The 15,060-nt window shown below is 67.5% G+C and carries 10 protein-coding genes; 3 read left to right on the top strand and 7 right to left on the bottom strand.

Features of this window, described 5'->3' with window-relative positions; all coding sequences use genetic code 11:
• The gene (gene eccCa, locus ACEL92_RS27070; RefSeq protein WP_374023614.1) at positions 1-4,200 is read left to right on the top strand and encodes a type VII secretion protein EccCa; all 4,200 of its coding nucleotides are present in this window, start codon (positions 1-3) and stop codon (positions 4,198-4,200) included.
• Here the strand turns inward: eccCa and ACEL92_RS27065 are convergent.
• Positions 4,181-7,042 carry an RND family transporter gene (locus tag ACEL92_RS27065; protein WP_374023613.1) on the bottom strand — a complete coding sequence of 954 codons (2,862 nt, stop codon included), beginning with the start codon at positions 7,040-7,042 and terminating at the stop codon, positions 4,181-4,183. The two genes, eccCa and ACEL92_RS27065, sit on opposite strands and share 20 nt — an antisense overlap.
• Positions 7,035-7,415, bottom strand: coding sequence for a hypothetical protein (locus ACEL92_RS27060; RefSeq protein ID WP_374023612.1), 381 nt, complete (start codon positions 7,413-7,415; stop codon positions 7,035-7,037). Before ACEL92_RS27060 ends, ACEL92_RS27065 begins: the two co-directional genes overlap by 8 nt.
• Positions 7,416-7,549: 134 nt before the next feature.
• Here ACEL92_RS27060 and ACEL92_RS27055 point away from each other — a divergent pair, with 134 nt between their 5' ends.
• A complete protein-coding gene (locus tag ACEL92_RS27055; protein WP_374023611.1) occupies positions 7,550-8,767 on the top strand; it encodes a sensor histidine kinase in 1,218 nt (405 codons plus the stop codon).
• Positions 8,767-9,429 carry a response regulator gene (locus ACEL92_RS27050; protein WP_374026408.1) on the top strand — a complete coding sequence of 221 codons (663 nt, stop codon included), beginning with the start codon at positions 8,767-8,769 and terminating at the stop codon, positions 9,427-9,429. Before ACEL92_RS27055 ends, ACEL92_RS27050 begins: the two co-directional genes overlap by 1 nt.
• Before the next feature lie 16 nt (positions 9,430-9,445).
• Here ACEL92_RS27050 and ACEL92_RS27045 read toward each other — a convergent pair whose 3' ends face one another.
• The 5 genes from ACEL92_RS27045 to ACEL92_RS27025 all read right to left on the bottom strand — a co-directional run bounded on the left by ACEL92_RS27045 (position 9,446) and on the right by ACEL92_RS27025 (position 14,991).
• Positions 9,446-9,823, bottom strand: a complete 378-nt coding sequence (locus ACEL92_RS27045) for a hypothetical protein (protein WP_374026407.1) — start codon at positions 9,821-9,823, stop codon at positions 9,446-9,448.
• A 52-nt stretch (positions 9,824-9,875) separates the two neighbouring features.
• Positions 9,876-11,234: an aromatic ring-hydroxylating dioxygenase subunit alpha gene (locus tag ACEL92_RS27040; RefSeq protein ID WP_374023610.1), complete on the bottom strand. Its 1,359-nt coding sequence runs from the start codon at positions 11,232-11,234 to the stop codon at positions 9,876-9,878.
• 10 nt (positions 11,235-11,244) lie between these two features.
• Positions 11,245-13,005: an amidohydrolase family protein gene (locus tag ACEL92_RS27035; protein ID WP_374023609.1), complete on the bottom strand. Its 1,761-nt coding sequence runs from the start codon at positions 13,003-13,005 to the stop codon at positions 11,245-11,247.
• A gap of 117 nt (positions 13,006-13,122) precedes the next feature.
• Positions 13,123-14,259, bottom strand: a complete 1,137-nt coding sequence (locus tag ACEL92_RS27030; RefSeq protein WP_374023608.1) for a phosphotransferase — start codon at positions 14,257-14,259, stop codon at positions 13,123-13,125.
• 111 nt (positions 14,260-14,370) lie between these two features.
• Positions 14,371-14,991: a TetR/AcrR family transcriptional regulator gene (locus ACEL92_RS27025; protein WP_374023607.1), complete on the bottom strand. Its 621-nt coding sequence runs from the start codon at positions 14,989-14,991 to the stop codon at positions 14,371-14,373.
• Positions 14,992-15,060 lie beyond the last annotated feature (69 nt).

The following is a 15,060-nucleotide window of genomic DNA, read 5'->3' as shown; positions in this document are numbered from 1 at the left end:
ATGTCCAAGAAAGCGTTCCCCATCAACCGGGTCAAGATCGAACCACCGAAACCCGTTCGGGTAGCACCGAATGCGCCGATCGCGCTGCCAGAGCGGGAGCCGCGCAACATCTGGGTGATGATCGGGGTGCCGGCGCTCATCGTCGCGCTGATCGGCACCATCGTCATGCTCTACGTCTCCGGGGTGCGTAGCCTGTCCACCGGGTTCTTCCCGCTGATGGGCATCGGCGCGTTCAGCATGCTGGCGTTCTCCGGACGCTTCGGGCGCGCTCGCAAGATCACCTGGGGCGAAATGGAGAAGGGTCGCCGCCGCTACCTGCGCGACCTCGATACCAACCGCGACGAGATCCAGAGCGCGGTCTGCGCGCAACGCGAATGGCAGAACGCGGTGCACTCGGATCCTCGCGGGCTGGGAGCGATCATCGGCGGGCCGCGGATGTGGGAACGGGGGCGTGGCGACACGGACTTCCTGGAGGTGCGGCTTGGCACTGGGGTGCAGCACGCGCCGGATTCGGTGTTGTCGGTGACTTGGCCCGACATCGCCTCCGATGAGGAGCTCGAACCCGTCACCGGACAGGCGCTGCGCGATTTCATCCTGGAACAGCGCAAGATTCGTGACATCGCCAAGGTGGTCAACCTGCGGTCGGCGCCGGGCTTCAGCTTCGTCGGTGAGGACCTGGACCGGCTGCGCTCGCTGCTGCGTTCAGTGCTGTGCTCGCTGGCGGTGTTCCACAACCCCCGCGACCTGAAATTGATGGTCGTCACCCGTAATCCGGAGGCGTGGTCGTGGATGGTGTGGCTGCCGCACAACCTGCACGACGAGCTGTTCGACGCGTGCGGCTGGCGGCGGTTGGTCTTCGCCACCCCCGAGGAGCTGGAGGAGACCCTCGGCGCCGAGCTGCACATGAAGGGCAAGCGCGGCGCCTGGGCGCCGCTGGCGGCGGCTAGCCCGACCGCCATGGGCTCGGCGCTCGAAAGCGGCTCCACCACCGTGGATCTGGGCCCGCACCTGGTGATCGTCGACGACAACACCGGCAGCCCCGACGCGTGGGAGAGCGTGGTCGGCCAGGTCGGTAAGGCGGGGATCACCCTGCTGCGCATCGCATCGCGGGTAGGTACCGGAGTGGGATTCGCGCAGGACCAGGTATTCGAAATGACCGAGCGGCACGGCCCAACCGCCAACGGCGGAGTCAGATTCGGCCGCAACGGCTTCGATGCCGACGGTGAAGATGGGCGCCCGGCGCCCCTGCTGCGGGTGCGCGACAAGTTTTTCGCCCACGCCGATCAGCTCTCGATTCACCGCGCCTACCGGTATGCGCGGGCGATGGCGCGGTGGTCGCCGACGAGCCGTAGCGAGATCGCCGACGCGGCCGGCGGCGCCGCCGAGTTGCTGCGCGGGTTGGGCATCGTCGACCCCCGAGAGCTGGACGTCGACCGGCTGTGGGCCGAGCGCCGCGGCCGCGGCGACGAGCGGTGGTGCGAAATCCCGGTCGGCGCGAAGCCCACCGGCGAGTTGCAGAACATCATCATTCGCGCGAAAGACTTCGGCGGCTTCGGTTTTCACTCCGTCGTCATCGGCACCAGTGGATCGGGTAAGTCGGAGTTCTTCCTCTCGCTGGTCTACGGCATCGCGCTGACGCACTCCCCGGAGACGTTCAACGTCATCTTCGTCGACATGAAATTCGAATCGGCGGCGCAGGACATCTTGGGCATCCCACACGTGGTGGCCGCACTTTCCAACCTCGGCAAGGACGAGCGGCATCTGGCCGAGCGGATGCGCCGCGTCATCGACGGCGAGATCAAGCAGCGCTATGAGTTGTTCACCTCGGTCGGCGCCCGCGACGCCAACGACTACGAGGAGATCCGGCTCGCCGGCCGAGACCTCCCTCCGGTGCCCGTCCTGCTGGTCATCGTCGACGAATATCTGGAACTGTTTGCCAACCACGAGAAGTGGATCAATCTGATCATCCACATCGGGCAGGAAGGCCGCGGCGCCAACGTCTTCTTCATGTTGGGCGGGCAGCGCCTGGATCTGTCGTCGCTGCAGAAAGTCAAGTCCAACATCGCGTTCCGCATCGCGTTGCGTGCGGAGTCCGGCGACGACAGCCGCGAGGTGATCGGCTCGGATGCCGCCTACCACCTTCCGTCGAAGGAGAACGGCTTCGCCCTATTGAAGGTGGGGCCCCGCGACCTGGAACCGTTCCGGTGCTTCTACCTCTCGGCGCCTTTCGTGGTGCCCAAGGCCAAGGAGGTGTCGACCACGGTCGACATGACGTTGACCAAGCCCCGGCTCTACAACTGGCAGTACCAGCCGCTCGACGAATCGGACGCCGCGGCGCTCCAAGCGGCCGCCGCCGTCGACGCCGAGCCGGACGAATTCCTTTACCATGACGACGGTTTTAAGAGAAAGAAGATCGTCGACGTCCTGCGCGAGTCGCTGCATCAGGTCCCGCATCGGTCACCGCGGCGACCGTGGCTGGAGCCGCTGGAGGACCCCGAGCCCATCGACACTCTGGTGGCCGCCTACCGCGGCAAGCCGTGGCACGTCGACTACGGCGACAATCCGGGGTTGATGTTCCCGGTCGGTGTGATGGACATCCCCGAGGAATCCAAGCAGGTGGTGCACGCGGTCGATGCGCTGCGCAGCAACGTCATCGTGGTCGGCGCCAAGCAGCGGGGCAAGACGACGACCCTGATGACGCTGATGTCCTCTGCCGCAACGATGTACACGCCGGCGCGCGTGACGTTCTTCTGCATCGGCGGCGCGACCCTGGCGCAGGTGGCCTCGTTGCCGCACGTCACCGACATCGTGTCCCCGAAGGACGCCGAGGGCATCGAGCGGATCCTGAGCAGTATGGACGCCCTGATCGACGCGCGCGAGGACTCGTTCCGGCGGCTGAGGATTGACCTTGACGGCTTCCGGGAGCGCCGGTTCGGGCCGGGCAGCGACGGCCTGGGCGGCACCGACCCCAACGACCCGTTCGGTGACGTCTTCGTGGTGGTCGATGACTATGACGACGTGTACTCGAAAGACACCATCCTGGGCGATCGGATCATCTCGCTGAGCAGCCGCGGTCCCGAGTACGGCGTGCACGTGATGTGCAGCGCGGGCGGGTGGATCCACGGCCAGCGGCAGAGCCTGTTGCAAAACGCCACGGCCCGAATCCAATTGCGGCTGGCCGACCCGAGCGAGAGCCAGATGGGGCACTCGTCGCTCGAATCGCGCGACGCCGCGCGGCGGACTCTGAACCGTCCGGGCTTCGGACTGACCGATAGCTTGCACGAGCTGCGCGTCGGGGTGCCGGCGCTTACCGACCCGGCGACCGGCACGCTGGTGAACATCGTCGACGTCGGCGCGCGGATCGCCGATGTGGCAGGCGTGACGAAACACGCGACCCTGCAGCGACTTCCGCAGCGGGTGGAGTTGCGGGCGATTCTGGAGTACGCCGCCGCGTATCCGAGTGGTGACGACCTGTCCATCGCCTTCGCGATCGGCGAGCGCCACGAACTGGGCCCCGTTCCACTGAAGCTGCGGGAAAGCCCCGGCTTGATGATTCTGGGACGGCAGGGCTGCGGCAAGACCTTGTCGCTGGTGGCCATCGGCGAGGCGATCATGAGCCGGTTCAGCCCGGAGGAGGCGCAGCTGACGCTGATCGACCCGAAGACGGCACCGCACGGTCTGCGGGATTTGAGCGGACCGGGATATGTGCGCGCGTATGCCTATGACCAAGACGAGATCGATGAGGTGATCACTGCACTCGCCCAACAGGTCTTGCTGCCCCGGCTGCCCCCCAAGGGCCTTAGCCAGGAGGAGCTGCGCGCGCTCAAGCCGTGGGAGGGCCCACGGCATTTCGTGCTGATCGATGATGTCCAAGACCTGCGGCCGGACCAGAGTTACCCGCCCAAACCGCCGGTGGGTGCGGCGCTGTGGAAGCTGATGGAACGCGCCCGGCAGATCGGTCTGCACGTGTTCACCACCCGCAACAGCGCGAACTGGGCGACGCTGCAGATGGATCCGTGGATGAGGTTCCAGAACTCGGCAAAGGTCGCGCAGCTCTACATGGACAACGACCCGCAGAACCGGATCAACCGGTCGGTGCGCGCGCAGGCGCTGCCGCCGGGACGCGGTCTGATGGTGAGCGCCGACGGCGACGTCGAAGGGGTGCTGGTCGGGATGCCGGCTACGGCGCTGCAGCAGTAGCGGCCGTAACCGGCTGCGGCGCCGGGGTTTTCACGGCAACGCTGGCCCTTCGGGGTAGCCCGCGCGGCCACCAGAACCAGCGGCCCAGCAGCGCCACGATGGACGGCACGATGAACGCCCGCACGACCAGGGTGTCCAGCAACAGCCCGATCGCGATGGTGCTGCCGATCTGCGCGATGCTGAGCACGCTGCTGCTGAGCAACGCCAACATGGTGAGTCCAAAGACAATGCCGGCAACGGTGACCACGCCGCCGGTCCCGCCGAAGGCGCGAATGATGCCGGTCTTGAGGCCCGCCGACGCTTCGTGCTTGATACGCAGGGCCAGCAGCAGGTTGTAGTCCGCGCCGACGGCGATCAGCGCGATAAAGGCGATTGGCGCGACAGCCCAGTGCAGATCGTGGTGGAGCAGCTGTTGCCAGATCAGCACGCTGGCGCCGACTGCCGACGCGTAGGAGGTGACGACCGTTCCCACGACGACCAAACCCGCCACCGGGCTGCGCAGCATTGCGGTGACGATCACAAAGATGAGGACCAACGCGGCGCCGACGAGCAGCTTGGTGTCTGCTGCGACGAAGCGTTGTAGATCGGCAGTCACCGGGCCGACGCCGGCAAGGTCGACCTCCACCGGCGCCAGGGTGCCTTCCTTGGTGGCCTCTTTGATGGCGGCGCGGACCAGGTCCGCCCGCTTGGCGCCGTCGCCGCCCCACTCCGAGCCTTCGCCGTAGACCAGTAGGTAAGCGGCGCGGCCGTTTCCGGAGAGTAGGTGGCCCAACGCGGCGGTGTAGCGCGGGTCCGTCAATGCCCGCTGCGGCATGTAGAAGTCCGCCGCCGCGCTGCCCTGAAACTGCGTCGCGATCTCCTCCAGGTAGTCGGTCAGCTGGCGCATTTGTGGTCCGAGGGCGTCAGACAGGCTTAGCAGGTCATGGGTGGCCGAACGTGCCTGCGTCAAAGCGTCTTTCATTGACGCGACGCTCTGAGGCAGGCTGGCCATCGCGGCGGCGGCCGTGTTCGAGCCGCTGGTCAGCTTCACGGCGCCCGCATCCAGGCGCGACGATGTCTGCACCAGGCTGTCGACGGGCTGCAGTACTCGGTCGACCGTCGAGCAGATGGGATTGGTCGCACAGTCGGGGGTGCGCCCGACGAAGTCCCGCAACGGGTCGAGATAGCCCGACACGGTCGTGACGTTGCGCTGCAGCCCGTCCATACCGGCGCGCATGTCTTCCGCGGCGCCGGACATGCCGGCCAATCCCGCGCTGCCGCCACGCAAGCCATTCCCGAGGCCGTCCACCGCGAGCTGCGTCTGTGCCAGCGCGCCGTCCAGCTCAGAGACTCGCTTCAGGCGCTGGGTCAGCGAGTCCACGGTGTCCCCGACCTGACGACCGAGTACGCCGGCCTGATAGGTCAACGTCGCCTGTTCGGGAACCTTGCCGTCGGGCCGGCTGGCGGACTGCACTGCGCGGACACCCGGTACGGCCATGATGTGGCGGGTGATGCGCTCGATGGCGATCAGGCCGGCCGGGTTGCGCAGGTCGTGGTCGGCCTGGATCACGACGACGTCGGGCAACAGCGCGTTGACCGCGTAATGCCGGTCGGCGCTGACGTAGCCACGGTTGGAGTCGGCGGAGGCCGGCGTGGCGGCGGGCTCGTTGAAGCCGACCCGCATGCCGGCCAGCGGCAACGCCGCCAGCAGGGTCAACCCGCCCGCGGTCACCAGGACCGGGCCCGGCCAGCGCGCGACGGTCGTACCCACTCGGCGCCAGCGCCGCGCCGTCCTCGACGGCCGCGGATCAAGATAGCCGCGCCTGATAGCCAGGCTCATGAGCGCGGGCGTCAGTGTCAGTGCCGCGACCATGGTCGCCAAAATTCCGATGGCGCAGGGCAAACCGGCGCTGCGGAACGACCCCACATTGGCGAAGACGAGGCACGCCAGGGCCACCGACACGGTCAGGGCCGATCCGATGACGACGGGGGCGATGGACCGGTAGGCCTGCGCCAACGCCTCGGTCGGCGCGACGCCGCCGCGGCGGGCCTCGTGGTAGCGCCCAATCAGAAAGATGGCGTAGTCGGTCCCGGCTCCCAGCGTCATGGCCGCCATCAGGGCGACCGAAAACAGCGATACTTCAACAGTATTGGCTTGGCCGAGCGCGGCGACGACGGCGCGGGCCAAGGCTAAGGCGAGCCCGACCGAGATCAGCGGAATCGTGGCCGCGATCGGTGACCGGTACACCACCAACAGCAAAAGCAGGATGAGACCGATGGTGGCGGCGGTGATTCCGAGCATCTGTCGGTCGATCGCGGCGAATTCGTCGACGATCGTGGCGCCCGGCCCCGTGACATGGACGTCGAGGCCGTCCGGCGGCGAGAGCCTGCGGACGGTGGCGCGGACAGCGTTCACCGAATCGCTCGCCTGTGCGGTGCCCAACATTCCGGCCAGCCGGACCATGACGCTCACGGCTCGCCCGTCGGAGCTTTGCGCCCCGGCGGCCGTCGCGGGCTGCGACCACAAATCCGTCACCGCATAGACGTGCCGCCGGTCAGAATCCAGCGCCGCCGTCATCGCGTCGTAGAACTGCCGGTCGCGTGGGGTCAGCGTCTGATTGCGTTCCAGCACAACGTAAACGAAGTTATTGCTCGGCGCCTGACCGAAGAGCCGGGCGGCGCGCGAGGCCGCGACGGCGCTCGGCGCGTCGGTGGGCATGAAGGATCGGGCATGCGAACCGACCACACGCTCGAGCTGGGGGACGGCCAGGTTGGCGGCACCGGCCGCTAGGACCCACAGCACCACGATGAGGACCGCGTATCGACCGGCGAATCGCGAGATCAGTCCCGGCCGGTCATGCAACGGTCTGCCGATCGCCGCTCGGTCCGCCGAAGAGGCCCACCGCCACGTGCTCGCCGCGCGTCAGGGCACGCACCCGCAGTGACCGCCCGGAGCCCATCCGCACCAGTGCGTGCAGGCCGGGTTCGGCGGTTTCGAGATCGGCCCGCACCTGCTCGGCCGCCACACCCTCGTGTGCGGCCTGGTCCAGCTTGGCCACCAGCATGGTGATCCAACGCTGTCCCAGCGACAGCAGCAACCCCTCCTCGTCGCCGAACAGCCGGGGCACCTCGGGAGAGTCGGCGACCAACGTGAGCGCCGCGTCGGGGTCGCTCTCGGCGGCTTTGATCACTTCGGCCATGAAGGCCATCCGGTCGTGCAGCAGTGTCCAAGTCATGACTGAAACGCTAGGAAAACGGTCGCCCCCCGCGCGTCGTGCCAAAGTGCAGTCTTTGCCTCCTACCACGGGCGGAGGCGATTGCCGCCCACGGCATGATGTGCGCACGCGGCGCACTCTTTTACGATTGGCCGATGTTGCGTGCTGCAACGAGATACCTGCGCGAACAGTTTCGCCGCCGAACCGAACTGATACCGGTCGGCATCACCTGGGCATCGCTGATCACCGTCGATGCCACCGAGGTGGTTTGCGGGGTGATCGCGATCCTGCAGCGCCCCTCCGCCGACCTGCCCGTCGCGCTGGGCGCGTTCGCGGTGTGCATCGCACCGACGCTGATGTTCTTCTTCCTGAACATGAAGCTGAGCCCGGTGCTGATGTGGGCGACCTGGTCGACGGCCACCGCCATGTTGCTGTTCGGGACGTCGACCCCCATTCGCGCGGATGTCGCCCCAGCGCTGATGGTGCTCATGGTGCTGTCAGTTACGACGTTGAGTTCCATCGCGGCCGGCCTGCGGTCCGCAATGTCGGCGGTGGCACTGTTGCTCGCCGCGTCCGCACTGCACCGCCTCGACTCGGTGGTTTTGTACTTGGGATTCGTGGCGGCAGGCTGGCTACTCGGCTACCTGATGCGCGCCCAACGGCTGCTGCTCGCCGAACAGATCGAGGCGCAGAAGATGCTTTCGGCGCACGCGGCGGCCGACGAGCGGCGGCGCATCGCCCGCGAAGTGCACGATGTCATCGCCCATTCGCTGAGCATCACCCTGCTGCACGTGACAGGTGCGCGTCGGGGATTGCAGCAGGACCGCGACATCGACGACGCTGTCGAGGCGCTCAAACAAGCCGAGCGCCTGGGCCGGCAGGCGATGGCCGACATCCGGCGGACCGTCGGACTTTTGGACAACTCACCCACGAAGGCCACGCAGACGGCGCCCGAGCCAGGCATCGACGACATCGGCGTCCTCGTCGCGGACTTTCAGCGCGCCGGGCTGGACGCCGCGCTGCGCGTCGACGGATGCGCCGACCGCGTCTCGGCGGCGATCGGTCTCGCGTTGTACCGCATCACCCAAGAATCACTGGCGAACATCGCCAAACATGCCCCGGACTCGAAATCGACGGTGACGCTGAACATCTCAGCAACATCGGCAAGCCTCTCGGTCGACAACCGAGTACCGGTCGCGATAGCCGCACCGCAATCCGCCGAGGGCCGCGGGTTGCGCGGCATGCGTCAGCGCGTCGAGCTGCTGGGCGGGGCCATCGACGCCGGCCCGACGGAGGACGGCTGGTCGGTGCGCGCGGATATACCGCTGCACGAGGGTGACACCGGCTGGCGCCCGTGGTGGTGCAAAGCGTGATCCCGAATATCGCAGAAGTCCCCGAGATCACCGTCCTCCTCGTCGACGACCAGGACTTGGTGCGATCCGGGCTGCGCCGGATCTTGCGCCGCAAGGACGGCTTCGTCATCGTCGCGGAATGCGCCGATGGAGACGAGGTGCCCGCCGCGGTTGCCGCGCACCGACCCGGCGTGATCGTGATGGATCTGCGCATGCGTCGAGTCGACGGCATCGAGGCGACGCGCCGGCTCGGGGGGACGCCGCCGGTTCTGGCCCTGACCACCTTCAACGAGGACGAGTTGTTGTCCGAGGCGTTGCGCGCCGGGGCGGCCGGGTTCGTGCTCAAGGACTCGTCCGCCGAGGAACTGATCCGCGCCGTGCGTGCGGTCGCCCGGGGCGACAGCTACCTCGACCCTGCGGTCACTGCACGCGTGCTCACCACCTACCGCAAAGCCGCCCCCGGCCCCCGCGGCACCGCGATCGCCGAGTTGACGACTCGCGAGCTCGACGTGCTGACATTGATCGGTAGGGGTCTATCCAACGCCGAGATCGCGGACGAGCTCTGCATTTCCGGCGTAACGGTCAAAAGCCATATCGGCCGGATCTTCGGAAAACTCGAGCTGCGGGATCGGGCGGCGGCAATCGTATACGCCTACGACAACGGCATCGTCGTTCCCCGCTAGGGATCATCTCAGCGAGTTAGAGGGTCGCGCCCTGCTCCGCCAGGTTCAGCACGGCGTAAGCCATGCACATGAGAAAGTTCAGTACCACCAGTACCAGCCCGGCGAACATGAGTGAGCGGGCGCCTTGTCGCTTCAGCCGTTTGAACCGCGCGGCCCGCGTTTCGCGGTCGAGCTGCAGGGCGATGAGCGCGAATTTGACGTCCATCACTTCGTGAGCCGCGAGGGGCGCGCCCGCCAGCATCTCCCGGACACGGTCTGGCGCAGTCCGGACGCCGACGCGTTCGAAGTTCTGACACATTCGGCGCGCGCGTCTTCGCGCGAGTGGTTCGTATCGCATCTGCAGCTGATGCGCGAGTTGCCCTCTGTCGTCCCCCCACGGGTTTGACGGGGTCATCACGAAATGGATTCTAGATCGCATCGGGCCGATTACGGCGTGTCTACACGAACTATGTTGTGGGCGATTGGTTCGCCTCCCCACTGCTCATCCGCTCGGACTGGGATAGGTCCAGATAGCGCTCCAGGTTGCGGTGCAAGTTGATCACGCGGCGCTCCTCGCCGGACAGCACCAAGTGGGTGAAACCCGGTTGGCGCAGGCCGCGCTGCAGGCCCGCGAGCACCTCGATGTCTTGGGTGAGCACTACGCCGGGCTGGGCCTCACCGGCGGTCATCCGGACGTCGGTCGGCTTGGCGCGCGGTGAGCCCGGCGGCATCCGGGTCATCAAGAACATGACCAACTCGCCGTGATCGGGGTCGGGACCGGGCCGGGAGCACATGACGGTGAGGTGGTCGGCGTTGGCCAGCAAAGTCATGTTCGGGAAGACGTTGTACTGGTGCAACCGGGTGATGCGGTCCGTGTCCGCCCAATCGAGGTTCACCCCGCGACTGGCGGCAAACGCCCGGGTGTGCTCGGCGATCAGGTCCTGGACCGTCTGCCCCGGACGGCGCTCCCCAGCGGGGAAGGGCGTGCCTTCGGCGGCGCCCATCAGCGCGCCCTGCGTGTAAACGTATGCGTCCCAGACCTCTTCGTCGCTGAGCGCTCCCTCGAAGCGGGGGCTCGGCACGCCGTAGGGCTGGTCCGATTTGCCAGTGTGACCCCAAATCTGTTGGGGCGCATGAATGTCGTCGACGCAGCGCAGCAACTCCGGATGCAGCGTCTGAATGTGGTAGGTCTCGCTGTATCCGTCGGCGATCGTCTTCCAATTGGCCTCGACCTCGACGGTCAGCGTGGCGTAGCAACGGAAGTCGCTCAGCCGGCACCAGGCGATGTCGTCGGGCACCTCCTCCAGATACTCGAGCAGCGGCATCGCATCGAGGTCGAGATTGACAAAGACCAATCCCTCCCAGGCGTCCACCCGGACCGGCACCAGCGGGAATTCCGACATCTTGAGCGACCCGAAGCCCTTGCGGTGGGGCACCCGCTTGAGCGCGCCGGCGAGGTCCCAGGTCCACCCGTGATAGCCGCACTTGAGCTCGCGCAGCCCGGAGCCGGAGCCCACGCACACCGAGTTCCCGCGGTGGCGGCAGGCGTTCTGAAACGCGCGCAGCACGCCGTCGCCGTCACGAACGATCAGCACCCCGTTTGGCCCGCAGCGGTATTCGAAGTAGTCGCCGGGCTCAGCGACGTGGTCCACCATGCACGCGAGCTGCCAGACCTTCGGCCACATTCGGTCGATCTCGAGCGCGGCGAACTCCGGGGAGTAATACCGCCGCGCGGGAACCAGGGTGGGGCTGTCCGGGGGAGTCCCGATCGCGTCCTCTTGGACGTGCGAGCGGGTGCGGGTTGGGTTGCCGGCGGGCGCGTTCATGCGTGCCGCCTTAACGTGCTCCCCGCACCAACCGGCCGGGCCGCGCCCCGGTGTCGACGTCGTTGCGCCGGGTTACGGTGCCGCTGACGATTGTGGCGGCGTAACCGCTGGCTCCCTGCAGAATCCGGTTACCGCCCGCCGGGAGGTCGAACGCCATCGCCGCGGGGTGCAGCGTCAGGGCGTCCATGTCGATGACGTTGATGTCGGCCTTTTTGCCCTTCTCAATGGTCCCACGGTCGGTGAGGCCGAACAGGTGGGCGGTATCGCGGGATTGCTTGCGGATCACGTATTCCAGCGACAGCTTATCTCCTCGGCGCCGGTCCCGGGCCCAGTGCGTCAGCAGGAACGTGGGATACGAAGCGTCACAGATCATCCCGCAGTGGGCGCCGCCGTCGGAAAGCCCGAGCACGCCGGCCGGGTGCAGCAGCATCTCCCGGATCGCGTCGCAGTTGCCGTCGGCGTAGTTGAACAGCGGCAGCATCAGCATGGCGGTCGCGTCCCGCTCCAGCATGAGGTCGTAGAGCGTGGAGAGCGGGTCATCGCCGCGGGATGCGGCGATGGCGGCGACGGTGCGGTCCGGGGTCGGCTCGTAATCGGGCGGATCGCCAAGCGCATACAGCCGCTTGAGCGAATGCTGCACCAGGGCGAACATCCCGTCGAACAGCAGTGTCGGATCGGCGGGCAGGTCTTCGTCGGCCAGGATGGCAGCCTTCACCGCCGGGTCCGCCAGGCGCTGCGCGAGCTCTTCGCGGCTACACTCGGCCGCCAGCCGGCGATAGGTGGGCCGGTGGCTGAACCCGTGATGACCCTGGAACCCGATCATCATGCCGAACGGGCGGGCCGCGACCTGGGGGTAGAGGCGGGCACCCTCGGCGTGCGCGTCGGCGGACAGGTCCAGCATCTCGCGCCACAGGTTGGGATCGGCGTCCACCTGAATGAGCGCGAAGGACACCGGCCGGTCGATCTCACCGCTCAACCGGCGCATCCAGTCAAGCTCCTTCTTCGGCGCGACGATGTCCTCGCCCGCGGATCCCTGCGGCGCCAACTCGAAGACGGCCTGACCACCCGCGGCCATGGCCCGCCCGAGGCCGAACAGCTCATCTTCGGCCGCGAACGTGCCGGGGACGGGTTCGCCGTCCATGGCGCGGTGGCCCATGGTGCGTGACGTCGAAAAACCGAGCGCGCCGGCCTCGATCGCCTCCCGGACCAGCCGGCCCATGGCCTCGATGTCGTCGGGCGTCGCCGGTTCGTTGCGGGCCCCGCGCTCGCCCATCGCGTAGGCGCGGATGGCGCCGTGCGCGACCTGGCTGCCCACGTCGACGGAGAATTTGTGCTTGCCAATCGCGTCGAGGTATTCGGGATAGGTCTCCCAGCCCCAGGTGATGCCCTCGGTGAGCGCGGTGCCGGGGATGTCCTCGACACCTTCCATCAACTCGATCAACCACTGCTCGGTGCCGGGCCGCACCGGGGCGAAGCCCACGCCGCAGTTGCCGGTCACGATGGTGGTGACGCCATGACCGCTTGACGGTTCGAGCAGGCCGTCCCAGCTCACCTGACCGTCGTAGTGGGTGTGGATGTCGACGAAGCCGGGGGCCACCACATGCCCCGTGGCGTCGATCGTTTCGGCGGCCTCCCCGCCCAGCGCGGGGTCCCCGGCGCCGCGGCGGACGACGTCGGCGATCTTGCCGTCCTTGATGCCGATGTCGGCTTGGTAGCGCTGGGCGCCGGTGCCGTCGACGACGGTGCCACCAACGATTTTCAAGTCGAACATGTGATTCTCTCCTTGCCGCCATGGGCCGAAGGCGCGACGAGACCCGCAGCATTACGCTACGGCAAGTAGCGTAACTCTTGCGGCGGACATCACACCAGGGTTGGGCGGAATCTTTTGTCAGAGCGAACGCTTCAGCGCCGCGACCGTCTCCAGATCGTCGAGGGCGGCGACACCCCGCCGCAGGCCTTCCATGGCGATGCCTTCGACTTGCATGCCGCCCATTCCCGCGGTGATCAGGGGGGCAACGTAGGCGTACAGCGCTGCTTGGCGGAACCGCAGCCACAGGTCGTCGCCGTCCAGCGTGGGGCCGCCGGCCGCCGCCAGGGCGCGGCGGTAGTCGTCGAGCAGCTCGCGCTGGGAGGCTCGGCGGTCCTCGGGGGTGAGGCTGGTGATGAGCGTGTAGGCCAGTTCCCGCGACGGGTGCCCGCGCCGTACCGCCTGCCAGTCCAGCAGCCCGGCCTTGCCGCCGTCGAAGTACATGTTGCCGGGGTGGGCGTCGCCGTGCATGACGGTGTGCGGGGGAGTGTCGATGAGAGCAGCGACGGCGCGGTAATTGTCGGCGATGAATCCGCCGTTCTCGACGGGGATCTCGGTGCGCTCGGACAGCCGCTTGATCGAGGCGTGCATCAGAGAGCCGGTCAGCAGGGAAGTGACGTCACCGGACGGTGTGTAGAGCCAACCCAGCGGACCCCGTCCGTCACGGGGTAGTCGGTCCCAGAACGTGGCGTGCAGGTCGGCGAGCAGCTCGACGATCAGGCTGGCCTGGTCGGGCGAAAGCGGGTGCAAGGTGTCGGGGAACTCGCACGACTCGACCGGGAGGTCTTCCAGCACCACCAGGTAGCGCCCGGTCCACGAATCGAACGCCGCCCCGTAGGAGTACGGGGCGCCGACCACCTGGGGGGCGAGCTGGCGGTAGAACCGCACCTCGGTGTGGCCGAGCCGGCCGAGCTCGCCCATCAACCGGGTGGCCGCGGTCTTCGCAGCGAGCTTGACGAACACCGAATCGGGGACGTTCTTTCCGGTCAGCACCAGCCGCGCCCGCGCCGACGTCCCGGCGTCGCTGCCCAGGACGCGGACCGATCTGACGGTGGTGCCCATGACTCTGGACAGCACTGCCGCGTCGATGTCCTGGACCCGGCGGGGCAGCCCGAAGCGGCCACCCACCACCGCGTCGGTGGCCACCCGGCCCATGCCACGCCCTAGGTGAGCGGCCAGGCCGGCCACCGAGAGGGCCTGCGTCACGGGGTTGTTCATCAATGTTCGTTTCTCGGTGCGGACGTGTCACCCGCGCCGCGAGCCGTGGGGACGTCGCGGCACGGGGTCAGACAAAAATACCCGAACGTCTCGACATCAGACAATAGCTAGCTATTGTCTGATCTGTGGGACCAGGGCTCGCACCACGAACTGCTCGACAAACTGGCGTTTGTCGGCGGCCGTGCGGTACCGCCAGGAGGGCGCCAGGAGAAACAGCGTGGTGGCGTGCAGCCACTGCACTACCGAGCGCGCATCGAGGTCGGCGTGCAGACGGCCCGCGGACTTCCACCGATCCAGCAAGGGTTGGTAGTGCCGCAACAGTGTCTCCACGATGGGCTCCGATCCCTTCTCGAGGGCCGACGCCACGGCGGTGCTCTCGGCGGCGAACAGCGCCTCGTTCAGCGGATCGCCGTCTACCGACTCGACGCGCGCCAGCACCATCTCGGGCACCGACCGCACGGGATCGTCTGGAGCGGCCAGCGAGCGCACCAACTCGCCGAGCGCGTGGTCGACCCGCTTCAGGATCAGGCCCAGCAGGACGTCGTCGCGTCCCGGGAAATACCGGTACACCGTGGACCGCGACACCCCGGCCTCGTCGGCGACCTCTCCCATCCGGAACTGTGTGTTGCCGCGGTGCACGATGCAGCGGCCCGCGGCGTCCAGTATGCGCCTGCGGGCCTCCTCGTCATCGAGGATCGCGCGATCGTCGCCCCACCGGCGGCTCGGTTCCATGGCGCAGATGTTACGGGATCCGTCGCGCAAGACAACGAATTCTATTGCGAATCAAGCAGATCGCCCGAG

The sequence above is a fragment of the Mycobacterium hainanense genome (assembly GCF_041890355.1).
GTDB lineage: Bacteria > Actinomycetota > Actinomycetes > Mycobacteriales > Mycobacteriaceae > Mycobacterium > Mycobacterium hainanense.
Note: the sequence above shows the minus strand (reverse complement) of the source record. Positions and strands in the feature narration are given on the sequence as shown.